This is a genomic window from Lysinibacillus sp. NPDC058147 (assembly GCF_042884205.1).
Taxonomy (GTDB): Bacteria; Bacillota; Bacilli; order Bacillales_A; family Planococcaceae; genus Lysinibacillus.
The window spans coordinates 31,175-58,016 of record NZ_JBHVUJ010000009.1; the positions used below are offsets into that span (position 1 = coordinate 31,175).

Annotated in this window: 29 protein-coding genes and 1 riboswitch; of the genes, 6 read left to right on the top strand and 23 right to left on the bottom strand. The window is 37.2% G+C overall.

Annotated elements, in window-relative coordinates:
• Positions 1-49: 49 nt before the first annotated feature.
• The gene (locus tag ACFVT8_RS20820) at positions 50-988 is read right to left on the bottom strand and encodes a YihY/virulence factor BrkB family protein (protein ID WP_387085202.1); all 939 of its coding nucleotides are present in this window, start codon (positions 986-988) and stop codon (positions 50-52) included.
• Between the two features lie 23 nt (positions 989-1,011).
• Complete coding sequence (locus ACFVT8_RS20825; RefSeq protein WP_387085200.1) at positions 1,012-1,338, bottom strand: YtxH domain-containing protein; 327 nt, start codon at positions 1,336-1,338, stop codon at positions 1,012-1,014.
• Between the two features lie 335 nt (positions 1,339-1,673).
• Between ACFVT8_RS20825 and ACFVT8_RS20830 the strand changes: the two genes are divergently transcribed.
• A complete protein-coding gene (locus tag ACFVT8_RS20830) occupies positions 1,674-1,895 on the top strand; it encodes a DUF1128 domain-containing protein (protein WP_053483058.1) in 222 nt (73 codons plus the stop codon).
• 66 nt (positions 1,896-1,961) lie between these two features.
• Here ACFVT8_RS20830 and motB read toward each other — a convergent pair whose 3' ends face one another.
• Together motB and motA are read right to left on the bottom strand one after the other, a co-directional pair.
• Entirely contained in the window at positions 1,962-2,732 is a 771-nt protein-coding gene (gene motB / locus ACFVT8_RS20835) for a flagellar motor protein MotB (protein WP_387085198.1), read from the bottom strand.
• The gene (motA, locus tag ACFVT8_RS20840) at positions 2,716-3,519 is read right to left on the bottom strand and encodes a flagellar motor stator protein MotA (protein WP_049668840.1); all 804 of its coding nucleotides are present in this window, start codon (positions 3,517-3,519) and stop codon (positions 2,716-2,718) included. The genes motB and motA overlap by 17 nt, the downstream gene beginning before the upstream one ends.
• A 972-nt stretch (positions 3,520-4,491) precedes the next feature.
• Here motA and ACFVT8_RS20845 point away from each other — a divergent pair.
• Both ACFVT8_RS20845 and ACFVT8_RS20850 read left to right on the top strand, forming a co-directional pair.
• A complete protein-coding gene (locus ACFVT8_RS20845; protein ID WP_387085196.1) occupies positions 4,492-4,626 on the top strand; it encodes a hypothetical protein in 135 nt (44 codons plus the stop codon).
• Between the two features lie 203 nt (positions 4,627-4,829).
• A complete protein-coding gene (locus ACFVT8_RS20850) occupies positions 4,830-5,393 on the top strand; it encodes a beta-class carbonic anhydrase (protein ID WP_387085194.1) in 564 nt (187 codons plus the stop codon).
• A 47-nt stretch (positions 5,394-5,440) separates the two neighbouring features.
• On the opposite strand, the gene ACFVT8_RS20855 is transcribed toward ACFVT8_RS20850, so the two are convergent.
• Together ACFVT8_RS20855 and ACFVT8_RS20860 are read right to left on the bottom strand one after the other, a co-directional pair.
• A complete protein-coding gene (locus ACFVT8_RS20855; protein WP_387085192.1) occupies positions 5,441-6,028 on the bottom strand; it encodes a GNAT family N-acetyltransferase in 588 nt (195 codons plus the stop codon).
• A gap of 342 nt (positions 6,029-6,370) precedes the next feature.
• The gene (locus ACFVT8_RS20860; protein WP_387085190.1) at positions 6,371-7,213 is read right to left on the bottom strand and encodes a polyphosphate kinase 2 family protein; all 843 of its coding nucleotides are present in this window, start codon (positions 7,211-7,213) and stop codon (positions 6,371-6,373) included.
• Between the two features lie 202 nt (positions 7,214-7,415).
• On the opposite strand from ACFVT8_RS20860, the gene ACFVT8_RS20865 reads away from it, so the two are divergent.
• Complete coding sequence (locus ACFVT8_RS20865) at positions 7,416-8,129, top strand: hypothetical protein (RefSeq protein WP_387085188.1); 714 nt, start codon at positions 7,416-7,418, stop codon at positions 8,127-8,129.
• Between the two features lie 26 nt (positions 8,130-8,155).
• Here the strand turns inward: ACFVT8_RS20865 and map are convergent, their stop codons facing one another.
• The gene (gene map, locus ACFVT8_RS20870; protein ID WP_387085186.1) at positions 8,156-8,911 is read right to left on the bottom strand and encodes a type I methionyl aminopeptidase; all 756 of its coding nucleotides are present in this window, start codon (positions 8,909-8,911) and stop codon (positions 8,156-8,158) included.
• A 566-nt stretch (positions 8,912-9,477) separates the two neighbouring features.
• Positions 9,478-10,038, bottom strand: coding sequence for an energy-coupled thiamine transporter ThiT (gene thiT, locus ACFVT8_RS20875; protein WP_387085184.1), 561 nt, complete (start codon positions 10,036-10,038; stop codon positions 9,478-9,480).
• Between the two features lie 130 nt (positions 10,039-10,168).
• Positions 10,169-10,277, bottom strand: a riboswitch (TPP riboswitch).
• Between the two features lie 124 nt (positions 10,278-10,401).
• On the opposite strand from thiT, the gene ACFVT8_RS20880 reads away from it, so the two are divergent.
• On the top strand, positions 10,402-10,737 hold the full coding sequence (locus ACFVT8_RS20880) for a magnetosome magnetite crystal formation protein family (RefSeq protein WP_387085182.1): 336 nt from the start codon (positions 10,402-10,404) through the stop codon (positions 10,735-10,737).
• A gap of 205 nt (positions 10,738-10,942) precedes the next feature.
• Here the strand turns inward: ACFVT8_RS20880 and ACFVT8_RS20885 are convergent, their stop codons facing one another.
• From ACFVT8_RS20885 to ACFVT8_RS20930, 10 genes are all read right to left on the bottom strand, one after another.
• Positions 10,943-14,023 (bottom strand): AAA family ATPase, encoded by a 3,081-nt coding sequence (locus tag ACFVT8_RS20885; protein WP_387085180.1) that lies wholly within the window; start codon positions 14,021-14,023, stop codon positions 10,943-10,945.
• Positions 14,020-15,177, bottom strand: coding sequence for an exonuclease SbcCD subunit D (locus ACFVT8_RS20890; protein WP_387085178.1), 1,158 nt, complete (start codon positions 15,175-15,177; stop codon positions 14,020-14,022). The genes ACFVT8_RS20885 and ACFVT8_RS20890 overlap by 4 nt, the downstream gene beginning before the upstream one ends.
• A gap of 16 nt (positions 15,178-15,193) precedes the next feature.
• Complete coding sequence (locus ACFVT8_RS20895) at positions 15,194-15,397, bottom strand: hypothetical protein (protein WP_387085176.1); 204 nt, start codon at positions 15,395-15,397, stop codon at positions 15,194-15,196.
• Positions 15,398-15,477: 80 nt separating this feature from the next.
• Positions 15,478-16,392: an SGNH/GDSL hydrolase family protein gene (locus ACFVT8_RS20900; protein WP_387085174.1), complete on the bottom strand. Its 915-nt coding sequence runs from the start codon at positions 16,390-16,392 to the stop codon at positions 15,478-15,480.
• 22 nt (positions 16,393-16,414) lie between these two features.
• Positions 16,415-17,644: an aminopeptidase gene (locus ACFVT8_RS20905; RefSeq protein WP_387085172.1), complete on the bottom strand. Its 1,230-nt coding sequence runs from the start codon at positions 17,642-17,644 to the stop codon at positions 16,415-16,417.
• Between the two features lies 1 nt (position 17,645).
• Positions 17,646-18,794, bottom strand: a complete 1,149-nt coding sequence (locus ACFVT8_RS20910; RefSeq protein WP_387085170.1) for a DEAD/DEAH box helicase — start codon at positions 18,792-18,794, stop codon at positions 17,646-17,648.
• 266 nt (positions 18,795-19,060) lie between these two features.
• Positions 19,061-19,762, bottom strand: a complete 702-nt coding sequence (cuyB, locus tag ACFVT8_RS20915; protein ID WP_387085169.1) for a cysteate racemase — start codon at positions 19,760-19,762, stop codon at positions 19,061-19,063.
• Entirely contained in the window at positions 19,762-20,991 is a 1,230-nt protein-coding gene (locus ACFVT8_RS20920) for a carboxylate--amine ligase (protein ID WP_387085167.1), read from the bottom strand. The genes cuyB and ACFVT8_RS20920 overlap by 1 nt, the downstream gene beginning before the upstream one ends.
• Positions 20,992-21,113: 122 nt before the next feature.
• Positions 21,114-22,100 (bottom strand): C39 family peptidase, encoded by a 987-nt coding sequence (locus ACFVT8_RS20925; RefSeq protein ID WP_387085165.1) that lies wholly within the window; start codon positions 22,098-22,100, stop codon positions 21,114-21,116.
• A gap of 344 nt (positions 22,101-22,444) precedes the next feature.
• Positions 22,445-23,947, bottom strand: a complete 1,503-nt coding sequence (locus ACFVT8_RS20930) for a class I adenylate-forming enzyme family protein (RefSeq protein ID WP_387085163.1) — start codon at positions 23,945-23,947, stop codon at positions 22,445-22,447.
• Between the two features lie 305 nt (positions 23,948-24,252).
• Between ACFVT8_RS20930 and ACFVT8_RS20935 the strand changes: the two genes are divergently transcribed.
• Positions 24,253-24,849 (top strand): metallophosphoesterase family protein, encoded by a 597-nt coding sequence (locus ACFVT8_RS20935; RefSeq protein WP_387085161.1) that lies wholly within the window; start codon positions 24,253-24,255, stop codon positions 24,847-24,849.
• Between the two features lie 71 nt (positions 24,850-24,920).
• Here ACFVT8_RS20935 and ACFVT8_RS20940 read toward each other — a convergent pair whose 3' ends face one another.
• The 5 genes from ACFVT8_RS20940 to ACFVT8_RS20960 all read right to left on the bottom strand — a co-directional run bounded on the left by ACFVT8_RS20940 (position 24,921) and on the right by ACFVT8_RS20960 (position 26,611).
• Positions 24,921-25,502, bottom strand: coding sequence for a DUF305 domain-containing protein (locus ACFVT8_RS20940; protein ID WP_387085159.1), 582 nt, complete (start codon positions 25,500-25,502; stop codon positions 24,921-24,923).
• A 117-nt stretch (positions 25,503-25,619) separates the two neighbouring features.
• Positions 25,620-25,790 carry a cysteine-rich CWC family protein gene (locus ACFVT8_RS20945; protein ID WP_387085158.1) on the bottom strand — a complete coding sequence of 57 codons (171 nt, stop codon included), beginning with the start codon at positions 25,788-25,790 and terminating at the stop codon, positions 25,620-25,622.
• A 117-nt stretch (positions 25,791-25,907) separates the two neighbouring features.
• The gene (locus tag ACFVT8_RS20950; RefSeq protein ID WP_387085156.1) at positions 25,908-26,105 is read right to left on the bottom strand and encodes a gamma-type small acid-soluble spore protein; all 198 of its coding nucleotides are present in this window, start codon (positions 26,103-26,105) and stop codon (positions 25,908-25,910) included.
• A gap of 15 nt (positions 26,106-26,120) precedes the next feature.
• Positions 26,121-26,333 carry a hypothetical protein gene (locus ACFVT8_RS20955; protein WP_387085251.1) on the bottom strand — a complete coding sequence of 71 codons (213 nt, stop codon included), beginning with the start codon at positions 26,331-26,333 and terminating at the stop codon, positions 26,121-26,123.
• A gap of 44 nt (positions 26,334-26,377) precedes the next feature.
• Positions 26,378-26,611, bottom strand: coding sequence for a hypothetical protein (locus tag ACFVT8_RS20960; protein ID WP_387085154.1), 234 nt, complete (start codon positions 26,609-26,611; stop codon positions 26,378-26,380).
• Between the last annotated feature and the right edge of the window lie 231 nt (positions 26,612-26,842).

A 26,842-nucleotide genomic window follows, 5' to 3' on the forward strand; every position in this document is an offset into this window, starting at 1 on the left:
ACAGCCTCGTATCACAAAACGTGATAGCGAGGCTGTTCTTTTCATATTCCTAACTATTTGTTAGTGTTTTCTGCTTAAGAAGTTCTTTTTGCAATACTTTTTTCTGCATTGTCGCATTTAAAATGCCACCGAAAATTAAAATAATCCCCGTGAAATATAACCAAAGCATTAAAATAATAACTCCACCGATACTGCCATATGTAGCGGAATAATTCGCGAAATTATTAATATAAAAAGAGAAAGCATATGTTACTGCCACCCAGGCAAGAGTTGAAAACAGCGCCCCTGGCCAAACCCCCATTAACTTTAAACGAGGATTTGTATTTGGAACAAATCTATATATTCCCAATAAAACTATAAAAATAAGTAGAGGTGGTATCGACCAACGCATTCTATGCCAGATTATTTCAAATTGCTCCTCAATTCCAACTATCGAAAATAAGAAATGCCCTACTTGTTGCCCAAAAACCGGTAAAAGTAGAACGACAGCAATAACAACGACGAATGCTAAGGTGAAAACAAGGGATAATCCTCGATCCAATAGACTCCCCCTAGTTTCTGTATCATAAGCCTTATTTAAGGCTCTAATCAACGCATTAATTCCTTTGGAAGCGGACCAAATTGTCCCAAGTATCCCGACGGATAGTAAACTACTATTACGACTTGTTAAAATTTCATCTAAGGTATTTTCAATAAGCCTGTATACCTCGTCAGGCATTATATTCACTAGAAATGAATACACTTGCGTCGACTGTATATTCAAATACGGTAGTAATGTAACTAGAAAAATTAGTAGTGGGAAAAAAGACAGTAAAAAGAAATAAGCCAATTCCGCTGCAAGAGCTGATACTTCCACTCGCTTTAAGCGTAGCATTAAATCTTGCATGAAGCCCCTTGATGTCATCACATTTACAGTGTCTTCGTCTGGTGAGACAAATGATTTCACCAGACCGACAGCTGTATGTATCGATGCTTTTTTCTCTTCCATACAACTTTCCTCCTGTACGACAACTATTCTTTATCTGGTAAAGAAAAGGCTGATTTTGTGTCCTTAATCATGCCTTCGATTGTAGAAGGTAATCCTTTAAATTCATCAACTTTGTCAACAATTGTATTGACATTTTCTGATACACTTTCACATAGAACTTTAGCGGCCAATACTTTTTCCTCAACAAGTACTTGTAATTCCTCTCGATTAGCTGCATAATACGTGATTGCTTCTTTCATCTTTTTCGTCGAAGCTATTGTTTTCTCACGCGTTGTACGATCAAACATGCTTACTGCAGCACCAACTGTGGCACCGACTACGATGGATGCTAATAATTTACTTCGTCCCATATTAAATACCCCCTGCTGGTAAATGTATATTCCTTTAAGATAATTAAGGTTCATCTCCAAAAGTTAGGGATGATTTTGTTAAAACGTAAGCCATAAATAAGTTGATTAGAGCGCAGCGAATGTTTTCTGTGCGAAAGCGAAGCCGCAGTGAAAAAGCGCCCAGTCGGAACAGAAATCAACCACACGTTATGGTGATGAACCATAATTAAACTACTTACTGCCCTTATTCTACCCAATAACAGTCCATTTTTAAAGCCATGCCCAAATACAGTGTTGACATTTTTTTTATTCAATGAAATGATATTTCCGAGGATTACGAAAGGTAGGTTTAAATAATGGATTTATCAGTACCGTCAAAAGAGAACGTTATTTATATGGTTGATCAAATGAAAGACAAGCTTCGTATGGTTAATGTCGATGCAATGAAATCGGAAAATTTTGATGAAGCTAATTACGAAGATCTAGTCTATTTGTACGAAATGGTCATGAAGCGCAACACATTTAGTCCTAGTGAAATGCAAGCAATCGTTGCTGAATTAGGAGCTTTACGCAAATAAATAAGATTTTGTAAATAAAAAGCTATTAGCAATAAGGCACCAATGCCGTTTGCTAATAGCTTTTTTCTATTTTGTATTTTTTACAGCAGAACCATCCTCAGTTACAAGTGGCTGTATTAACACTTCTACACGACGGTTTTTCGCACGACCCTCAGGCGTGTCATTCGGAGCAATAGCTCGGTTTTCACCATAACCTTTAGCACTAAAGTTCTCAGATTTCAATTTAGAATTACTATTCAATAGAACCATATAGAAATTTGAAGCACGCATTAATGATAACTCCAGGTTTGACGAAAAATTCGGTCCTACTGGGACATTATCTGTATGTCCTGTGATGACAATGTTTCGGGCTGGATCAGATACTAATACACCAGCAAGCTCTTTTGCTATAGGAATATATTCTGGTTTAATCTCTGCCTTCCCTGGATCGAACAGAATACTATCACGAATCGTAACAAGTAATCCTTCATCAGTCATCGCTGTTGCGAATTGACCTTCCATCTCATGAACAGCGATGAAATTATCAACACTATCTTTAATTTGAGCTAACTCCTGCTGATCCTTTAAGTAAGCTGAATTTTGCTGTGTTTGTGGTGTTTGGTCACTGTCTGCATTCGGACTTTGTATTGGTGCAGGCTGATCTAAAAAGCTTGTACCACCATCAAATACCTGATTAAACACCGCTGACATTCTCTCTAGTTTTTCTTGGTCTACTGAACTGGATGCAAATAATATGATAAATACAGCTAATAATAGTGTTAAAATATCTGCATACGGAACTAACCAAGACTCATCGATATGTTCATCATGCTTTTTTTTCTTAGCTTTCTTTGCCAAGGCCGCCCGCCCCGCTTTCATCAGAAATTTGACGACGTTCTTCCATTGTTAAGTAAGAAGATAATTTTTGTTCAATAACGCGCGGAGCCTCACCTTCTAAAACAGAAAGGATGCCTTCAATCATCATTCTTTTTTGCTTAACTTCAATAGCAGATTTACGTTTTAATTTATTCGCAAATGGATGCCATAAAACATAACCTGTAAAAATACCTAATAATGTAGCCATAAAAGCAGCTGAGATAGCATGTCCTAGCTTTTCTATGTCATTCATATCTGCTAATGCGGCGATTAACCCTACTACCGCACCAAGTACCCCTAAAGTTGGGGCATATGTACCAGCTTGTGTAAAGATTGCAGAACCACTAGCATGACGTTCTTCCATCGCTTCGACTTCTTCTGTTAAGACATCACGAATATAGTCCGCATTCTGACCATCAATTGCTAATGTAAGTCCATTTTTCAAAAATGGGTCTTCTATCTCTGAAGCTTTACTCTCAAGCGCTAATAGACCTTCACGGCGAGCTAAATCAGCCCATTGTGAAAACATCTTAATAATCTCAATATCATCTGCTAATTTTGTTTCTTTAAAAAGAATTTTAAATAGCTTTGGTACACGCTTTAACTCCTTCATTGGGAAGGCAATTGTTACTGCGGAAATTGTACCGAAGATGATAATTAGAATGGCAGCTGGGTTATAAAAAGCACTTAAACTTACACCCTTTAGCACCATTCCTGTTAATAGCGCTACTAGCGCAACAATTAACCCTACAATCGACGATATATCCATTCTAGAACCTCCAAATCTCCTATTAAACTTTATTTCGTCCTTTTTTCCATATTTTTAATATAGTATAAATGTATTTCACATTTTTTTCGATGTAATAATTACTTTTTATTCACTTTTCGACTATATTTGATTATATTGAATTAAGAATAATACACTAAATTGTCTTTATTTGAAAAAACTTAAGAATTTGTTATTATTCTCCGACACAAAATTACTAAAATATGCTTAGACAGTCTTAAAATTAGGATTAAATATCCAAAATGATCAACGCATTCATATAAGTAATTCGACCAATAATTAGAAACTAATTCAGATAATTACTAAAATATTATAAAAAAATGGTACAAAACAGTTTAATATCGATATCTATCAGACAAAAACTCTTTTCACACCAATTATAAAAAGACTCCGAAAGACTCACTTAATTTCTTCCTCTATTTTATCAATTATACCTCGGTATAATTGTGTCCTGTTTCGACTTTATGCTTGCACAAAAAACTACTTTCAACACCTAAAGGCTGAAACATCTATAGCTATCGCTACAAAACATTTTGACGTTGAGAATACGCAATGAAGAGATATTAATACCCCTTATTTCAACAGCTGAAATGAATATATCTTAATGAAATAGCATCAGTACCACTCCCGCCTATTTTACAGTATGGTTTATTATTCTTCAAAAGAGGGTAGGAAGGAAATGTACTTTGAAGAGCTATTGAAGAATGGGCTAAATCATAGGCTATATTATCAATTACAGGCAAATCACTTTGAAAAACATTACTAAAAATGAGCAAAAAGAATCTATTTTTTGTATTAATAACTGGACAAAATAAGTAATTTATACCTACTAATATCAGTCTAAACTAGGTATGTTATGGATGTCATAAATTCTCCTTAGATTTTCCTAGTAACCTATTGTATAATTAATTTAGTTAATATTGTAGATTATTTTAGTAGAGAGGAGCTTTCATTATGTTCATTACGACTGTACTAGGCTTTTCAGCCGTTTTACTAATTGCTATGGGATTCTTCATCCACTACCTACAAGTTGGTTTAGATACTAAGTCTTCAGTAACTGTAGATCCAAAACCGAACGAAAAATTTTAATTTCATTGAAAACAGCTACATTAAGTAGCTGTTTTTTATTTATCTTCCTTCGGATGTCACTGATCTTTAATTATTTCGATTCACTAAATAAATTACTGAAACTCCTTTTTTTTCGAAAAAAATTGCGTGAATATTGTCATTATTATTTGCATATTTATAGTTTTGCTCTAAAATAATTCCTGTAAGGAAGGGAGCAATTTTTCATGACAATGTTACAAGATATTCTTAAGTTTAATGAAGATTTCGTTCAAGAAAAAAAATATGAGCCTTTTATTACAACAAAGTATCCTGATAAACGCATCGTTGTGTTATCTTGTATGGATACTCGTCTTGTAGAGCTATTACCTAAAGCTATGAATATACGTAATGGCGACGTAAAAATCGTTAAAAGTGCTGGGGCATTAGTTAGTCACCCTTTTGGTGCAATTATGCGTAGTTTACTTGTAGCTGTTTATGAACTACAAGCAGATGAGGTGTATGTTGTTGGACATTACGACTGCGGTATGAGTGCAGTTGACCCAGAAGCAATGCTAAATAAAATGGTTGCTAGAGGGATTAGCCCTGAGACTATCAACACGATAGAATTTTCAGGTTTTGATTTAAAAGAGTTTTTACGTGGCTTTGGCGACGTAGCAACAAGTGTAAAGAAAAGCGTCGATACAATTCGGAATCACCCGTTAATGGTTAAAGACGTGCCTGTTCATGGCTTAGTAATTGATCCAAATACAGGTCGCCTTGATTTAATCATAGACGGTAGCAAACAATAGTAAAAAAAGCGTCTATCCTTCAAACACTGAAAGATAGACGCTTCTTTTTATTGGTCCTCTAAACGTGCATACATATAATGATCCACCCATTGACCATTAATGTACAGCAGCTTTCTTAAAAGACCTTCACGCTGAAATCCAGCCTTTTCTAAGACTCGGATAGAAGGATTATTTTGTGTTGAAACATAAGCCTCTACTCGATGTAAGCCTACTTGCTCGAACGCAAATTGCACGACCATATTAACTGCTTCTGTCACGATCCCTTTTCCAATATAAATTTCATCCATCGCATAACCAACAAACGCACTGGAATACGGTAAACGTTTTACTGCATAAAGAGCAATATGTCCTATTAAATTATTTGTACCTGGCTCAAAAATACCGAAAGTAAATTCTCTTTTTGAGTCCATTAAGTATAAGCTTTCTTGAATTTTTTTATATTGTGCATTAATTGAATAATATTCCGGTCGTTGTAACGGTTCGTATGTAGACCAAAAGTATTTATTGCGACTTACGAGATCGGTTAAACTTTGTGCATCTTTTTCATAAAATGTGCGAATGTAGCATTTCCCACCCTGAATTGATACCACATTTTCACCCTTTTTCCTCAATAATCTCCAAATTTTAAGCACCATTTTTCCACACTAACCTTCCGATAATTATCAACACGTTTTAATGCCTAAGTTCATTTTATCAATGGATGAAACCACATGATCGGTTCAACTAACAATCAGTGAAAAAAAACCACTGATTGAAGTTTTACTTTATCCCGCTTTAACGGTCAGTAAATGTCTTTCCTAATTTTCGATTGAAATTCTGTCAACATAGTAGACGATTAACTGACCGTAATAGCCCGATTGGTTCAACTAACAATCAGTGGAAAAAAAACAACTGATTGAAGTTTTACTTTATTGTATGTAAAAAAAGATGCTGCTACAACTAAAACATATCGTCTTGTTGTTACAGCATCCATAACATTATTTCATTTTTTGTTTTTGTTTTGATTTTTGTTTTTTAGGCTTTTCTTCTAGTAATTCAAGGCTAGACGATTCAGCATCTTCTAAATGTGCTTTGCCTAATACATTCGTTAAATGAAGGCCACGTTTTTGTGCCTCGCGTTCGATATGTGCTAATGTTTCTTTCAGCACCTGTACACGAGCATATTGTTTATCGTCACCTGGTACTAGAACCCATGGCGCACTTTTCTTATCGGTCTTCTCAAACATTTCATTCGCAGCTTCTTTATACTGAGGTGTTTTTTCACGATTTCGCCAGTCTTCATCTGTTAGCTTCCAAGACTTATATGGGTCCTCCTCGCGTTCTTTGAAACGATTAAGCTGCTCCTCATCAGATACTTGTAGCCAAAACTTAATAACAATATAATCTCCTGATGTTAAAATCTTTTCAAAATTATTAATTTCTTCGTATGCACGAGACCACTCTTCTGTTGTTGCAAATCCTTCAATACGCTCAACTAATACACGACCATACCATGAGCGATCAAAAATAGCGATTTGCCCGTGTTGTGGTAGCTTTCTCCAAAAGCGTTGTAAATAATTGTAGCGTAGTTCATGAGGTTGAGGTGCTGAAATTGGGTGTACGACATAGCCACGTGGATCAGCACGTTCAATTAGACGCTTAATAGCGCCACCCTTACCCGCAGCATCCATACCTTCAAATACTAAAATGAGACCTATTTTATTGTTTAATAAAAACTGTTGAGCATTTAACATTTCATATTGGAGTACTTTTAATTTCTTTTTATACATTTTCTTATCCAGCTTAACTGATAAATCTAGATCATTTAAATTTTGAGTCATTAAAACTTCACTCCTTACATTTGAATATTCTAATTGTACTAAAGAAATATATGACTGCCTATCCAAATGGTAAATTGTAGATATTTTTAGCGAAACAACGCAATACATTGTTGGAAATTTCCGTTATAATAAAATATAATGTTACAGTCCTATACTTATTTGTCTTTTCCCTATACAATTTAACACGAAGGGAGAGGAAAACATGCCTCGATTTTTTTTGATGACAATCACTTATATTGTCTCACTCATCCTAACCTTTTCATCCTATTTCATGAAAATAAACGGTCAATCTTCTTTAGAGATTTCAAACCGTTTTCCTGTAATATTTGCACCTTTTAATGTTAGTTATGTGATTTGGATTGGGGTTTACATGTTACTTGGTTATTGGTTAGTCATGAATCTAAAAAAGACAACTATGAAACAGACTGTTCTCTTTAGTAGCATATGTATCATGCAGGCGTTAGCGATTGCTGTTTGGCATCACGAACTATATATCGTGTCAATTATCAGTACGTTCATTTTAGTACTGTATTTATTAAAATTATACAAAACGTACCCTCTCAGCAATAATTCACTCTCAGGTCGTATTCCTTTCTCGATTTACTTCGCATGGGTTACATTTAGCCTGATGACAAATATAAGCTTAACGCTAACATCTTATCAATGGAATGGTTTTGGCCTTAGTGATCCACTTTGGGCAGTTATTTCACTGACACTTGGGGCGGCAATAGCGCTACATATCCGATTCCATTATTTTGATATTATCTATCCAAGTGTATTTATCTGGTCCTATATTGGGGTAGCATTACATAATGGTTTTGATGAGCTACTTGTGACAGCGGCAGCTTTGTTTTTATGTGGGGTGCTACTTGTCGGTATATTATTTATTAAAAAAAATCCTGCCTACCAAAAATAAATTGGTTAGCAGGATTTTCAGCTTTTTTATTGTTCATCTAGAGAAGTTAAAATAATTGGTTTGTCTTTAGTAACGATAACTGAATGCTCGATTTGAGCAACTAATGATTTGTCTGGCGTAACGAATGTCCAACCATCACCAGACTCTACAATATGCTCCGCTTTCGCTGAGATAAATGGCTCGACTGCAAGCACCATGCCTTCTTTCATAATTGTAGAATCCCAAGCATCATAGTAGTTTAAAATATGATTTGGCTCATCATGTAAAGAACGACCTAAACCATGACCTGTTAGATTCATAATTACTGTTAAATCATTGGCATATGCTTCACGCTCAACAGCTTTACCGATTTGGTTTAATTTTGATCCAGCTTTTACTTTTGTCATCGCACGGTCGAAAGCACTTTTTGCTACGCGACATAGCTTTTCTTTATCCTCATAGCCTTCACCAACTACAAATGAAATGCCCGTATCAGCAAAGTAGCCATTAAGTGACCCAGATACATCTATATTCACGATATCTCCCTCGTTAATCACACGCTTACCTGGAATACCGTGTGCGACTTCCTCATTTACACTAATACATGTGTATCCTGGGAAATCATATTCCCCTTTAGGTCCAGAAATCGCTCCTGCTTCAGCAAACATACGACCTGCAATTTCATCTAATTCAAGTGTTGTTACACCTGGTTTTGTAGCAGCCTTCATTGCTTCACGAATTTCAGCACAAATACGGCCGATTTTTTTAAAAGCTTCAATCTCTTCTTGCGTTTTTACAATCATTTTTAACGTCCCTTTCATCTAATGTCTATTCATTAATATAACATAACTTTTTATACAAAAAACGCTAAACGCTTTAAATATTATATGCCATCATAAATTGTAAAGTGCTGAAAAACAGGCTCATCCCCATGCCGTGGGGTTGATTTCCGTTCCTGCTGGGAGCTTTGTAGCTGTCGCTTTGCTTTCGCTACAGAAAACATTTGCCGCTGTCGCTTCGCTTTCGCGCAGATAAAACATTTGTTGCTGTCGCTTCGCTTTCGCACAGATAAAACATTTGCCGCTGTCGCTTCGCTTTCGCACAGATAAAACATTTGCCGCTGTCGCTTCGCTTTCGCACAGAGCAAAGCTTCCTGGGGGCGTCCGATGAGCCGCTTAGGCCTACACGATGTTGGTCACGAAGGCGTTATCACAGGACGTGATGGTTTTAGCCTTCGTTCCTCTATTGCTGATCCCCAAGGAGTCGCCCAGCCTCCACTCCAATCAACTTATATACAGTGCATACTCTTCAACAAATGCCACGCCTAACTAAATAATAAAACCCTCCACTCACGTGAAGGGCATACTAATTATGATTTTCGTTGCATTAATTGAGGTGCTGCCGTAAATAGCAAAACACCGACAATTGCTGTTAAAATTGTTGCTGGTAGCATATATGTTCCATTATAGATAATTGAATAAATCCACGCATTTTGTTCGCCAGCATACTCTGAGAAAAATACAGCGCCCGCAATGGTATGTGCTGCATAACGTAAAAAGCCCGCTAATACAGTTCCTACAATAATATAAAGTGCCATTTTCTTTTTGTTTAAAACTTTGGCAGCATCGAGCACTGGTCGGCGAACAACAGCTGCCAAGCCTACTACTGTAAAGGCAACACCATAATCAAGTAATCCTTGTAGCCAATGTATAATATAGGCGCCAAACATTGTTTGCATAACACCAATGAGTAAACCCGTTGTCAGACCTGGAATAAGGCCCCAGCGAAATGCTATTAAAATTATTGGCACCATCACTAGACTAACAGAGCCACCTTGTGCCCATACTTTAAAGGAAACCTGATCGAGTACAAGGCCAATCGCTGCGAATATCGCAATCTCCACAAGCATTAAAAGTCTTTTTTTGTCCATTATTATTCTCTCCTTTGTTCCGATGTAGGATACAAGAGCAGGAATAGAAATCAGTTGGCAAAATATGTCCCTATCTGGCATCAATAAAGATAAAAAACGATGCCAGGACAGAGCCTCACATCGTAAAAGTGTCGGTTTCTATCCACAATCCCTACGCAAGTGTTAACTTACAGGTTCGAAGAGTCAAGGCATTACGTGCCCAGTCTCAGCTGACATCATCAGCTCCCCTTGTGGTCGTTACATCTTAATTTATTTGAACAACCTCATTTTACGCAAACACCGTTTCGATTACAACCTCTTCCACATTATTTTTTGAAACTTTACTGTTTTTCATGCGTAAATATTAAAAAAGGAGGTACAACTATGGAGAACCAAAAAATTTTATCTGCCTTTAGTTATCTCAGTATTTTATTCGCACCCTTTATTGTGCCATTAGTCGTTTACTTTGTTTCAAAAGATAGTGACGTAAAGAGTCACTCTATTCGGGCACTAATATCACATTTAATCCCAGTCGCATTCGGAATTATATTATTTGCAGTCTTTATTTTCTCAACTTTATCATTCAGCACCAATTTTGACTTTAATTCAGATAGTAATACTTTTCTTATCATTTGGTTTGCTTCATTCGCAATTTACATTCTCGTTTCATTAGGAGTCGTTATCTGGAATATTATTCAAGCTGTTCGCGTAATCCGATAAGTTTTATTTCAACCTTGCACAGATAGTACTTAAGGAGCTGTTATTTTGTGAAAGTATCTAAAGTTGTTAAAACCGCTGTAAAATTAGCACCTATCGTTATCCCGATTGTCAAAAAAGTAATCGCGGCAAAAAAAGGAACAAATTCTAACGTAACTAAAAAATAACAAAAAGGCGTATTTCCATATAGCGGAGATACGCCTCTTTGTTATTTCACTTCAAAATATGTTTGACTATGACCGTTCATTGTTTTTTCGACATGCAACACAGCGGGCATTGTAGCTTTTAACTCTGCAACATGTGAAATGACTCCAATCATGCGTCCAGAATCTTGTAAATCAATTAGCGTATCAATTGCCTTATTTAACGCTTCTTCATCGAGAGAACCAAAGCCCTCATCAATAAACATCGTTTCAATACGGATATTACCTTGAAAACTTTGAATGACATCTGCCATACCAAGGGCAAGACTTAAAGACGCATTAAATTTTTCTCCCCCTGATAATGTTTTCACATCCCGTAATTGATCCGTATAAGCATCATACACATCTAGTCCAAGCCCACTTTGCTTGGCATGCTTTTCTAAGCGGTCTGAACGTCGGAGCTCAAATTGACCGTTAGATAAATGATAAAGCCGGACATTCGCTGCCTCTGTAATTTTATCTAAATAATTGATTTGAATATAACGCTCAAAGGACAGCTTTTTAGCATTCTGTCCATTTAACATTGCATATAGTTCCTTCACTCGTCCCGCCTCTTTTTCAAGTAAGCGAATCTCCTGTTCGGTCTCCTCAACTTTTTTGATAAAGTCTACACAAGCCTTTGCAAATCCTTCCATTTGTTGCAATACTTTAAAGGCTTCCTCATATGTGACACGAAGCATTTCTAACTTTTCTTCCATGGCCGTTAAATCTTGCTTCTCTTGTCCTTTAAGATGCTTCTCTCCCTCAGTAATTTGTACCTGTAATGTATGGATTTGTAGTGCATAATCATTGCAAGATTTCCGTAAAGCTTCTATTTGCAGCATGCTACGCTTCCCATTAGCAAATTCTTCATAGCTTTCAAAGCCTGCTTCCTTCATACTTTCTGAAAATTGCTCGCGTTTTTCATCCATTTTCAGCTTTAATTCCTCAAAAGCCTGTTTTGCTACTTCTACGGTCATTCTAGCATTATTTACTACTTCCTTGGCAGATTGCAGACTTTGTTGGCTGCTATTCCATGCAGTTTGTAATGCAATCTTTTTTGAACCTATATCAGCAATCGCCTGCTTCAATGCTTGTAGCGATGTAAGATTTTCTGGAATATGCTTTTGCTGCTCTTCCACAATTGCTTGCTGCTTAGTCAATTCCTTCGTTTTTTCAGCTAAATATTGCTCCAGTTTTATGTGCTTTTCTTGTAGCTGTTCCAGTCGTGCACGATGATCCTTTTGTTGCATGCGTACATTAGATAATTGATTGCTCACTACTTTTAAGGTTGTAATTTGTTGTTCTACATTTTGTAAGGACGCTACAATTTGTGCTTGCTTCGACTGATCAATCTCATTCGTCTCTAACTGTTCTAGCGCCTCTTGTAGAAGATGCTTTGTAGAATTCAATAAAGCTTCTTTCTCTAAAAACTTGCGCTCTTCAGTAGTAGCCTTTCCTCGTAAAGCTTCTACTTGTGCTAATTCGATCATTTCAAATTGCTCAGAATGCGTTTCGAGATGTGTTGTACTACCGCACACTGGACAAGGCTCTCCGTCCTTAAGCTGCTGTGCTAAAATACTTGCCTGACTCGCAATCCATTGCTGCTCCAGCTTTTGAAGAGCTTGCTTACTTTCTTTATAACGGACATTTGTAATGGCTACATCCTGCTCCGCTGTTTCAACTGCTCTAGTATATTTTTCAGCTTGTGTTAGTAATGATACTTGCTCTTTTAGCTTCGGTAGCTGCTCTAAATAACTTTCATATGGCTCAAGTTGTTTTTCATATTGTTCAATAGTTTTTGCTAGTTGCTGAACTTGCATTTGTTCTTTTTCTACGATTTTAATATTATCGTCTACTGCTAGCTTTGCTGTTACAACATATTGTTCAGCTATTTGCATTTGCTGCAGAGTATTCTCATACGCCTCGAATGTTGGTAATAATGCTTGCAGCTGTATTTCCTGTTGTAGAACGTGCTGACGTTCAGGTTCTTTAGCCTCTTCAACGTTATACTTTTCTTGTGCTATTTTCAACTGAGTTTCTGCGTTTTGCTGCTCTGTCATTGCTTGCTGATAGGATTGGTCTTTACGATTTTGCTCAGCACGTAAATCGATGCATTGTTGCTCAAGTACGACAAGACGCTCCGCCTTCTCTGCTAATGCAATTTCACGTTCTTTGGCGCTATATACATCTTGTTCTTGTAACAACTTTTGCAGATGGTTTTGACGATTCGTTTGCTCATCGAATTGCTCATTCAGTGTTTTTGCTCTACTATAAAATTCTTGCTCTTTTTGATGATGCGCGTAAGCCTCTTTATAGCGTTGCTGTTCCAATTGTATACATTCCGTATAATAGTTTTGCTCCTCTTCCAGAGCCTTCTTCAGCTGATGCATATTTTCAGTATTATTTGTAATGCAAGTAAATAAAGATGAAGAACGCTGTGGCAAAGCGCCTGTGATTTGGCCAAGAAGATGTTCCTTTAATTGTTGAGCACGCAGTAAATCATTTTCCGCTTCTTTTCGTTTCGCATCAAGTCTTTTTGTCATAGCACCAAAGCGGTCTGTTTTAAAAATTTTGCGCAAAATTACTTCTTTATTCGTAGAATCTGAGGTTAACAGCTTGCGAAATTCACCTTGTGGCAGCATAACAATTTGACTAAACTGATCCTTTGTGAGGCCTATTATATCCTGTAGCTTTTTATCTACCTCAAGCGTTTGCTGCTTTTCTACAATACTATAATCAAGCGTGTCTCCTTTGATTTCAGCTAGTTCAATTTTCTTGCCAGTAACACTTTTGTTTTTTGCTTTAATATGACCTGGCTGACGTAAAATTTGATAGACTTTATCATGCATTTCAAAAACGAGTTCCACAGCAGTATACATATCATCATCTGCAAACCCACTTCGTAACATAGCAGTATCCTGACGATCTTCACCGCTACCCGCTCCGTAAAGCGCATAGCATATAGCATCAAAAATCGTCGTTTTCCCTGCACCTGTTTTTCCAGAAATCGCAAATAGGCGATGCTCACCAAGCTGTTGAAAATCAATAACCTCTGTATTTTTATATGGACCGAATGCAGTAATCGTTAACTTTAAAGGCTTCATTTTACTGTCTCCCGCTCCTCATCTAATAATTCTTGTAGCATCTCTGTAAATAGACGCTCTGTATCTTGATCTGGCTGTACCCCAATTATATCTGTAAAAAATGATCGGAATAAATCGATGTCTTCTATTTTTTCTGTTTCTACCGCCTGAATTTCATGTTGTAGCTCTTGGCGTACTACTTTTCGCTCAACATGCATCGCATAAGGAAACACAGTACGAATACGTTCCATCGGCGAAGTTACTGGCGTAGTATCTGTTAAGCGCACAAATACATAATCATCACTTGGTGGTAATTGCAATAAATCATCTATTAAACCTTCTACCACACGTAAATCACGTCTTGCTATAAGCTTACGTTTTGTGACTGTGATTTCTCCTTGTGCATCTAGCTCTACTATTAAAAAGCCCTTCTCATGTAAGTGCTCCGATAATGAATACTTCAAAGGAGAACCGGCATATCGAATCGTTTCATTCAACACAAAATGTGCTTTATGCAAATGTCCAAGTGCTGTGTAATTAAAAGGCTTAAATAGCGCTGCATTTATGCAATCCGAGCCTCCTATTGATAAAGGTCGCTCAGAATCACTCGTATTCGCTTCCTCTTCTCCATACTTCGTTACAAAGGCATGTCCAACAAAAACATTACGTTTTGCAGGATCTAAACTTTGCCCAATATGTTCGATAACCTTTTCCATCGCCTCTTGATGAGTTCGAATGGAATCATCCTCTAAAATAGTCCGTACTGAAGCCGGCTCTGCATAAGGTACGAGGTGAAAATGTACTTCACCATACTCATCATAGAAAACTATCGGTGCATGCTCTTTCGTAAATTGGCCTTTAATATGTAAGCCACTATCACTCATTAAACTACTGCCAAAGTTCAACCGACCTGCACTATCATGATTCCCAGCAACCGCTAACACAGGTATTTTTTTATCAAGTACAATTTTCGCCAAAATATCATTTAGTAAATTCACTGCCTCAATAGGGGGCATTGAACGGTCATATAAATCACCTGCTATAACGATAACATCCGGTTTTTCCTCATCTATGGCTAGCATAAATTGCTGTAAAATATAATGTTGATCCTCCGTCATATAGACGCCTTGTACAAGCTTTCCTAAATGCCAATCTGCTGTATGAAATATTTTCATTCTTTGCGCCTCCTGTCTATTTCATTTTATCACGGCTAATAGATTGTTTGTTTTTCCTTTTATTAGTTTGATAAAGGTTCCTCATCTTAATGTGAGAAGCTGAGGGTGGGGTATCCATCACTTCGGCGATTCTTTCCGTCGCTCTGATGATTCCTTCCATCGCCTCGACTTTGCTTTCCGTCGCTCCAGGGATTCTTTCCGTCGCTTCAGTTCTTTCCATCGCCCCCGTCCTTATTTTTGATAGATATTCAATATAAAAAAAGAGCATCAATGTCGATGCCCTGTTACAAATAATTATTATTAAAATAAATCTCTAGCTCTTACCTTCTCCATAAAAGAGACGTATCCTGTAAAACCTTTAATGGCACGAGCAGTAGGTTTTGGCTTTTCTTTTTCTTCTTGTTTCTGCTCTGCCTTCGCTAGTTGTTTTAAAATCTGCTCAAATGAAATAGGATTAGGCTTTGGCAATTCGTTTGAAGAAATTGCTAGAGCTTTACTTCCGCTATATTCATGTAAAAATGCATTTGCCATTTGGCGATAGCCTTCAAAATTTGGATGTACGTCAGAGATATTGGGTAAAAGATTTGTTGCGTTTAACCCAAAAGCATCATAGACGTTTACATAAGCTGCTCCAGCATGCTCTGCCTGTTGTTGTAAAATCGTATTTAGCTTTACAAGCTGTGCATTTGTACCTTCTTTTTGCGTAGTATGAGCGTTTGGATAAGCAAAATAATAGCCCATTACATAGACCTTTGCTTTAGGTGCTCGTACTTTTAACTCTTCTAAAATCTCCGCCATATTTTTTCTAGCAATGTTTAATGCATAATCCGTTTGTAGCTGTGCAAAAGCTAACGTACCGGCAGTTGGATTGACCTGCACTAGACGCAGTAAATCGTTGGCACCTACCGAAACAGTAATAAGTGTTGCATTGGCTAGTAAGTCACTTGCTTCTTCTGATTGTACTCGTTTCAAGACATCAGTTGTTGTAAAGCCTGGGAAAGCGAGCTCCTTTGTATAGAAACTCAATTGCCCAGACATTCCTAATTTCATAGCGATTAAATCACTGTAGCCTGTATCAATTTGTTGGTAAGGCGTTTGACCAGCCGCCAATGAATCTCCAATTGATAGGTAGTTTTCAGTCTGAGCAAAAGCAGATGAAACACCAAATACCATCGTGAATATTGCCGTACTAATTATGCTTAGTAATCGTTTCATCTGCCCAACTCCTTTCAAGAGCTTAAAATGCCCAGCTACCTTTGCGGAAAATTGGCTCTACAGTTCCATCTGGTAAAATACCGTCAATGTCCATCTCACCGCTGCCAATCATAAAGTCCTCATGTGTTACTGAAATATTTGCACCTAATGCTTCAAGCTGACCTTTTTCTAAATCTCTTCCACCCTCTAGGCAAGTTGGATAAGCTTCACCAATCGCTAAATGGTTCGATGCATTTTCATCAAATAATGTATTAAAATATAAAATTCCCGATGCTGAAATTGGTGATTCATGCGGTACAAGTGCTACCTCACCTAAATAGCAAGAGCCTTCATCTACATTAATAAGCTCTTGTAATAAATCATGGCCTTCCTGTGCTTCAGCCTTAACAATTTTTCCTTCTTCAAATGTTAGTTTAAAGCCATCGATAATATTCCCTTGATAAACTAATGGTTTTGTATTGCTGACATAGCCATTTATACCTTGTTTCATTGGTAACGTATAAACCTCTTCTGTCGGCATATTCGCAATAAAGATAGTATCATCCGGCGTTTTACTACCTCCAGTAAGCCATTTATGCTGTGGCGCTAATGCAATTGTTAAATCAGTGCCTGGTGCTTTATAGTGAAGCTTTGCATATTTTTTATTGTTCAGAAGGTCTGCACGAGATTCTAAATTTGTTACATGCTCACGCCAGTTTTCAACAGCATTGCCTTCACCGATACGGACAGTTTTAAAAATAGCTTCCCATAATGCTGGTACTTGTTCCTCAGCCGCAAAGTTCGGGAATACTTTCGATGCCCACTTTGGAGAAGGGACAGCAACGATCGACCAAGCTATTAAATCCTTCATTACGGCGTTACGATAGTTTTTCAGAGCAGCTCCAGATACCTTTTGATGAGTAGCTAGGCGATCTGCTGAAATACCTGCTAATTTATCAGGGTCTGCAGCATCAATCCATAATAGTGCTCCTTTACGATCGATCACTTCATCACGCATTTTAACTACCCATTCTGGGAAACGATTAAATTCTTCATCTGAAGCATGCTCAAAGTAAGCACGATCCATTTCATCATCTGAAAAATTAACATGAACACGTCCTGCACCAGCTTTATAAGCCTCTTTCACGACTAAACGGGCGAAATCTATTGCTTCCACGGAAGTATTAACTAATAAGTATTGCCCAGGTTGAATATTAACACCGACTTTTACCGCAAGTTCTGCATATGCTTGTAATTTTTCTTCAAACGTCATATTATTTACCTCGCTTTTGTCCAATTGTTTTTGAATTACCCTCCACTAGCTTACCTTCATGCCATATTTTCTGTACAGGTTTCGCAGAAATTTCTCTTGTCCATTTTTTGTAAGTTTTCTCATCACGATAAGATAATAACGTTAATACTTCACCATCTGCCCCAGCACGACCTGTACGGCCAGAACGGTGCAAATACTGCTCAATTGTTCTTGGTACATCGACATGAATAACATGTGTTAAACCTTCAATATCTAAACCACGTGCTGCAATATCTGTAGCGATTAAAATACGCGCGTCACCTTTACGGAATGCATCTAACGCCTTTTTACGTTCTTCCTTCTTCATGTCAGAATGTAATGTCACAATCGGTGCCGAACGATATTGTAATTTCGTTTCCTTCATTAGCAATTGATCGATATTGTTGACGAAAGCAAGCGCACGTAATCCTTCTGTATGTGATAGTCGACGTAAGAAATCAGTTTTATCACGTTCCTCTACTTTCACAAAGGAGTGTACAACTTTACCAACCTTTAACATATCCTCAGGTTTAATTTTGAAGCGTACTGGCTCGAACATCATACGACTAGCCACTAATTCAATTTCCTCCGTAATTGTTGCTGAAACAACAACCACTTGTCGCCCATATGCTGATCCTTCGATAAAGGATTTTACGACAACACGATATTCACGACTTAATAACTGATCGCACTCGTCTAAAATAACTGTTTCAATTTCTTTTAACTTTAATTTTCCAGCACGTGCTAATTCATTTAATCGACCTGGTGTACCTACAACTATCGTCGGTTTTTTCTTTAACTTTTCAATTTGACGTGCAGAGTTTGCGCCACCAATTAGTTGTTGAACCGTAATATCAGAACCTGCTGTCCATTCACGGATAACCTCAACAATTTGCATTGCTAGCTCCTGTGATGGGGCTACGATAAGTCCTTGTGTTTGTTTTTTTGAACCGTTTACTTTTTTTAATAAAGGAAGTACATAAGCTAAAGTCTTCCCCGACCCTGTCGGCGATTCGGCTACAATATCTTTACCCTCAAGCATTGCTGGAATCATTTCTTCTTGAATTTTCATCGGCTCTTCAAATTTCCATTTTGCTTGTAAATCTTCATTTAATAAATTTATTACTGACATGTAATTTCCCACCTTCTATCTGCTTGACACTAGTTTAACACACTAATCATTTTCCTACTTCATATGTACGTAAACCTTTGCATAATCGTTTCAAAAATGGAGCTTTCTTAATCTCCCCAAATGAATTTTGAGTATACAGATAAAAAATCTGCACGACTCATCACGGGATTTGTCAGCCTTCAAGATTTTATAGATACTTGAGATTCTTTGAAGGTTTACAACTTACCTGTGAAAAGCGTGCAGATTTTATTTGGTTCATACGATTGTTAATCTACAATTTCATAGCCACATGCTAATATAGCACGTTCTGCTAACACGATTAATGAGTCGATATATTTGTCACTTAATTTTAAATCTCGATTGACGATTGATAATTCAGTACACCCTAATACGATACGATCACAATTAAGTGCAAGCATTGCTTCTTCTATCGGCTGCCAATCCTCCTGAGAGACATCTTTTCCAGCCTTTACATAATCATAAATAATAGACATGACTTTTTCTTTCATCACATCGTCTGGAACTACTGGTGTGATACCAAATTCCTCTAACGCATCTTGATACATACGTGAGGTTAATGTACCCGTTGTCGCTAAAATACCTACACGCTCTGCCCCTAAATCAGAGGCGCGCTTTGCCGTTTCCCTTATCATATGTAATACCGGAACCGGAGAACCCTCAACAATCTCATCATAAAAGGTATGTGCCGTATTACATGGAATTGCAATCACATCTGCCCCAACAGAAGCAAGCTTATTTGCATCTGCGACTATCACTGGTACAGGGTTTTCTTTTGTATTATCTAAAATAAAGGCAGTACGATCTGGGATATTCGTATCATTATCAATGATTGTATGTAAATGTTCCTGATCCTTCGCTGCCTTCGTACGTCTTACAATCATTTCACCGATAAACATCGTTGCAAGTGGACCAACGCCACCAATTATACCTAAAGTTTGTTTTTTCATTAGTTTGACAGACCTTTGTTGTTAAAATATTTCTTATATTGGCGATAAAAGCTTAAATTATCAAGCGTTATATTCAACCAACGCTTCGCATTCATATCCTTATAATTAAAGATTGAATCCGTAGCCATTCCTTGGCGAATAAGGCTTTTCGCTTCTATCACAAGCTGTTCATTTTGTACATATTTAAAAAGGACACCATTCGGCACAATTGTCCAAAGATGCTTGTTCTGAACATACGTTAGCTGTTGCTTGCTTCCGCGGATAAAATCATCTGCAACATATTGCATTAAGTTATAGCCACTTGCAGTCACATAATAATTTGAAAGTTCATTATGTAATTCAATACTTAATAACTTATATTGACCGTCACGTTCATCATACTTCATATCAAACGTGGCAAAACCTTGGAATCGAATTTCCTCTAGAAACAATTTCACGCGGTCCATTAATTCTTTATCGTATGCTGTCATGATGGCTACATAGCGACCAATCCCCTCTGGAGAATGCTCTTCTAAAATTGGATTACCGACGGATAGCAATTTTACCTTACTATCTTGCCCAACATAAGCATTTACGACACACATATGAGCATCTTCGCCAGGAATATATTGCTGTACCATTAAGTCATCTCGGTATGCCGATTCCTTATAAATAGCGTGGAAAATAGCATCCTTTTCGTTGTTATCTTTTGCAATATACACTTTTTTCTTGCCTGGGAAAATACATGTAGCATACTTTGTCATATTCAAAGGTTTAATGACAACGGGGTATTCAAAAGGAATGTCAAATTCCTCGTAATCATTGACGGTGCAAACATGCATTGCCGGATAGTGAAAGCCAAACTTCGCACAAAGTTCATACATGCTCTCACGTGTTAATAGCTCGTTAGCAAGGGGTGCATCCACATAAGGAATTACAAAATACTCTGCTAGCTCCTCTTTATGTTGCACAATTTTTTTCACGTAAAATTCATCGCAGGCTAACAACAGCAATTTTTTACCTGTAAATTCCTCCGCAATTGCCTTTAACGCCACGACAAAACGTTCTTCAATATGGAGTCTTGGAACTTCACGAAATATTAATAAATCACTCTGCTGTATTTTCTCCATATTCGTATGATTTAATGCAAGTGGTTTAACGCCATAGGACTCGTAAAATGCTCTTGCCATGCCGTAAGCATTCATTTCATCTCCTAATAGAACCGGTAAAAAAGCGTGCTCAATGGCCATTCTACTCAACTCACTTTAGCTTTTATTTGGCTCTCACCATAACGTGGGGTTCATCCCAAGTGACGAGCCTTTTTTACAAGTGTAACATACTTTCCTTGTACGCCTTATAACTCTTCTTTGAATCATTTATGAACGGCTACAGCTTGTTCACCTAACTCTCTATAGCTTTTAAAAAACTGATCGACATTATAAGTGACAAAGCCTTTTAATGGGTCCATAACAACTACTTTATCGCCTAAATGCCCGGTTAAAACAACAGCATGCAAGTTCATATACGCGGCATGCGGTACTTTTTCACCTTCATAGATCCAGCCCTTAGCAAGCTTTCTTTTGGGTTCTGATAAATCTAATGTAACCCAAGTCACAACAGGGACTCCCTCTCGAACAAGCTGTAAAATTTCGTCCTGCGAGGCACCACTCTTATTTGTCACCTGTAAGTTTGCCTGTTTATCTGCTATTACTGCCTCTGCGGCTTTGACAATCGGAGCTGCAAAGACATACATACCATGTGCTTTATCACGAGGATTTCCTGCAAAAGCCTGTGCCGGATTTGGACCAAATCGTTGTCCGCCTACATTACTTATTGTTTGCTTTGGTAAATAATTATCAGCCATTTCCAGCTTCGTAACATCCAACCCATAATAATTTAATACAGCTGTTAACGATGTAATTTCACAGCCATGCGGTAATTCAGGATTTTGCATAACAACTGGTACATCTAGCTCCTGCTCGTCCCTTGAAAAATGTGTTTGCAATCGATAATATGGCTTCGTCGCATCATATGTAAAATGTTCGATTGTAGTATAACCATCGTTTTTCGTACTATTTTCAAGTGTAGTTGCAGCAATAGCATATTCCCGGCCATCTATAAGTTTCGAAAATTTTGCTTCCCCCTCTTCAGAGCCAACCGCATCCTCTACTACCTCACCTTTCTTTACATCTGTAGCGGTTATATAAAGGTTAGGTATCGGTGCACCACTATTAAACTCTACTGTTAACACAGTTAATCCTTTGTTTTTCGTTTCCTCCTGCGAAAACGGATTGCAACTTGAAAGTAGCATGATAATCATAATACCTATTAGTAAAAGGCGTTTATACCTCGTCCACAAGACAAATTCCGCTCCTATCTTGTTTGAAGACAATAACTTCAATTCTATTATATTATTTCAATTTGTAGCAGACTCTATTATACGCTAATTTCATAGACGTTCCTATTTTAACTTCTTTAAGCGGTTGTCCAAACACCCGCTTAAAGAAGTTAAAGCCTCCGGCGGATGTCACGGAATCGGAAAGGAGTTCTTTATGCAAGCACAAAGCCGATTCCGGACGCAATTGCGCAGAGGCCTAATGATCTTCAAATACCCTCTATAGGCGACACAATAGCATCTCTAATTGGTGTGCACTCGGTTATGGTATTACTCTGTTTGCTATTTTCAAGTTTCATAAAACCGTTTTACACGTTAGGCGTGCTTACGCTTGGTCGTAATGTATGCTTTAAAACTTTACCAGAAGCATTACGTGGCAATTCAGCTAAAAATTCAATTTCATGAGGCACTTTATACTTTGCAAGCTGAGTCCGGCAATAAGCCATTATCGCCTCTTCATCGGAAGACTTTCCTTCCTTCAATACGATAAATGCTTTCGGAACTTCACCATATACTTCATGTGGGAAACCTACAACGGCTGCTTCTAAAATTTCTGGCAGTTGATATAAAACCTCTTCTACTTCAATAGGATAAATATTTTCGCCACCTCGGATGATCATATCCTTTTTACGATCTACAATATAGAGATAACCTTCTTCATCAAAACGCCCTAAATCTCCTGAATAGAGCCAGCCATCTTTAATTGTTCTTGCTGTTTCTTCAGGATTACGTAAGTAACCTTTCATTACTTGTGGTCCTTTGACACAAATTTCCCCTACCTCACCCGCTGGCACCGTTTCACCAAAGCTATCAACAACACGGACATCTGTTTGGGCTAATGGTTTTCCTACTGATCCTATCTTTGTCAATGCATCGGCATCTAAAAGAGAAGTGGCGGCAGGCGAATTTTCAGTTTGTCCATACAGGTTTTGTACTTTCACATTAGGGAATGCCTCCTTCACTTGCTTAACAAGTTCATAAGGCATTGGTGCCGCTCCATAACATAATAAACGTAAACTTTTAAATGTATGTTCCTTAAAGTTAGGTGTATTTAAAATAATTGTATACATTGACGGAACACCAAAGAAAATTGTTGAATCTGTAGCGACAAACTGTTCTAATGTGTTTGTCGAAGAAAATGCCTCTTCTATAACCATCGTACCGCCTTTATAAAACATCGGCATCGCAAATACATGAAGACCTGCACAATGAAATAAAGGCGTACAAATAAACATTCTATCCTCATTGGTCATATCCATTGATGACGACCATATATCCGCAGTTGATACAATATTTTGATGAGTTAGCATTACTCCTTTCGGTTTACCCGTCGTACCAGAAGTATACATAACAACAGCAGTATCATGAGGCTCCAATTTGACCGCTTTTCTTTGACCTTGATAGTTTTTAATCACTTCTTTCATTTCTTTAAGCCGTATAGTATGTTGAAATGGATACGCAATAGTTGCGAGTACATTCTCTAACCTTTCATCATAAATAAGTCCTTTAGCATCTGAATGATTAAAAATAAATTCGACCTCCGGAGCTGCTAGTTTTGTATTAATAGGCATGACAACATAGCCAGCTAGCTGAACACCGATATAAGCAATTAAAAATAAATCTGAATTGAGCGTATATAATGCAATTACATCATCTTTTTCAAAGCCTTGTTCTTGTAAGTACGCTGCGAATTTTTCTGCACTTTTATAAAATTCACTATAAGTTAGCTCTGTCCCATCGTATACCGTTGCAATCCCATTCGGTTGCCGCATAGCATAGTTTTGTAGAATATCTGTCATTAACATCGTCATCATAAGCCCCCCAAATCTTTCAAATTCATTGCCTTCACACCATGTAGAATTACCCTAAACAAAACCGCAATAAGAAAATTCAGAAAATTACAATTATATTTTATCAATCTATGAAAAGGTTGGCAATTTTTCTATACATAAAAAAGTATGAGACCTAGAGCGCAAGTTGGAACAGAAATCAGCTTACGCTATGGTGATGAACCAAAATATGATCATATAACCTAATATACTTATACATTTTACTTTTCTATCAATTTCTGTTAGGTGTATGATACTTGTATACTTTAGGAAAGGCCGGATAAAAAATGCTGTACGCGCTTTTAGGAGATTTACATTCTAATATAGAAGATACGAAGGCAGTTCTAGCCCATATTCAGCAAACTGCGAAAGATGCAAAAGTATTGGGATTAGGTGATTTATATGAATGTACTGTAAGCAAGAAAAAAGCTCAAACATTGTCGGGTATACCGCTACAAAAAGCTGCGATAGTAGAAAATGAATTTGAAAATTTATTAACATTCCCCTCAATTCGAGGCAATCAAGAAGAGCGTATTACACGTGTAACAGGTATCGAACGTTTTACAGAACTACCTGAAACAATGGAGATTGATGGTGCAACACTTATACACGGACATCAATTTCAATGGAGTGTGGCGTGGCAACCTACATTTCCGCCGTTCAAAAAATCACTCCTTTTCTTCGGACATAGTCATGAATCAGGTCTTTATCATCGCAATAAAAAGTTACCTATTCGCATTCGCTTTGGCCAACCAATTGCACTACAAGAAAAGCAGTACGGTATCAATGTTGGATCAGTTGTTGATCACCGTGAGTGGTGTCTTTACGATAGTAATAAACGAACAGTAACATTTATGTGCGCTCCTTCTGTTGAGGATGTTTGATGGAATTTCGCTGATATACATCGTAGTCACAAAAAACGCTAAAGTCGACTTCGACTCTAGCGTTTTTTAAACTAGCAATTTTCACAATCCTTTAAAGCATCTAGTAATTTTTCCATTTCACAAATACGATCGCACATAGTTTGAATCATATTTCGAAGGATCGGTATTAATTCTTGGCAAATGCAGAACCTTAAAACGTTTTGCGCTAGTCGAACGCCTGCCTGATGATGAACAATCATTGCTCGAAGAAAGTTTATATTAATATTATTGGAAACTGGCGGTAAGCTCATTGCTTGGAACATAGCCCCGGTAATTTCTTTATACGCACACATATATTCGTACAATTCACATTCCGAATTTTGTACGATACAGCATCTATTTTGTATCGCCTCGAGGCATTCAACAGTCTCCGTACTTGTTACTATTATTTCTAATGCGAGATTTTGTACAAGTAGATTCGTGGTATAACGCAAAACATTTTCCGACAATTTAATAGCAGCTACTTGATGCGGTAATATTTGCTTAATAAAATTTTCTGAAATACTACATGTAATGGTCACATAGGTCATGCCCTGCATCATTTTATCGAGGATTCTTTGGTTTTCCTCTAAATAGGCCTTTGTTACATTACTGAGTACAACTGTTTTAGTCATTAGACACACTCCTTTCAGAGTAATATATGTCCGATAGGTTGTTGTGTGGTAGACAATTGTACCAATGATCTCTATTGTTTTGTAACAGCTAATGAAGTAAGGTCTAATATTAAACGATTAATCTTTTTTATATGTATCCAAGCAATTTTGACAAATGCATTGATTGCAGGGTATTTCTTCCAAAATTCCCTCTGGAAAATTTTCCGTCATACACCAGCAATCCTTTTGCCCATTTACAACCCCACAATGATTATCTTGTCCACATAACGGACAACGTTTTTCCTCCATTCGAACACCTCCTTACATGTACTTACATTGTAAAATAAAGTGAAATTTTAATCTAATCGTGCTTTTACAGGATCAAAAAAAGAGGAGTACTTAATTTCATACTCCTCTCCAAATAGCTTATTGCTTTTTCCCATGAATCTCTTGCTTTACTTCTTCAACATCTGTATCACTATATATTCCTGTACCAGCCCCACCTCTTTGGGCTAGCAGTTTTTTCACTTCATTGTAAGATAAACCACCTTCTGCATTTTGTCTTTTCACTTCATTAATATCCGTTCCAGCAGAAGTAAACTGTGCTTCGTTATGGTCAGTCATGAAAATCCCTACCTCCTATAATTCATCAGGCTGTAATTCGATCAATTCATCGCCTTCACGTTCTACTTTTTTATTGAGTTCCCTTACTGGTATAGGATCAACCGTTTGCATATCCTCGTGTAAATCGAAAAGACTTATATTATCTGATTCAACCATGTCTGGCTTATCCTTACTCGCTAAGTTCATAAACATTTTCTTCTCATGTGGTATTATTTTTTCTATATCCATCATTGCTCACTCCTTTACTCATAGCATGCGCAATGTTGGACAAATCATGTGCCTTTCGTTTTCGTGCTTTTATCAATGCGATGATACTCAGATATTTGAATGACCCGAACATGTCTTGTATGCAGCTCATGATAAATCTCTCTACTATCTGTAAAGGATATATACTGATCTCGTTCACTTCGAACTAATGCCTCTGCTTTTTCCTGTGATTCGATATGGATAAATCTCCTTACATAATGCATTTCATCAAAAAAATAAGTAATTTTAAATTCTTTCATAAATAACTCCTCGATTACTGGATATCGTTTGTTACTGCTTATCATATCCAACTAACTACAGTAGCTATCCTTATAAAAATATTAAAGGTTTTTTTTATAGCTGAAGCATACCTTGTATTAAAGTAATTTTTTATGCACATCACCATAATGTTACTTTTCGTTCCAAGCGGGTGCTTCCTATGGGCATCCAGTCTCCATTCCAATCTACATATATCATGGCATACCTAATTT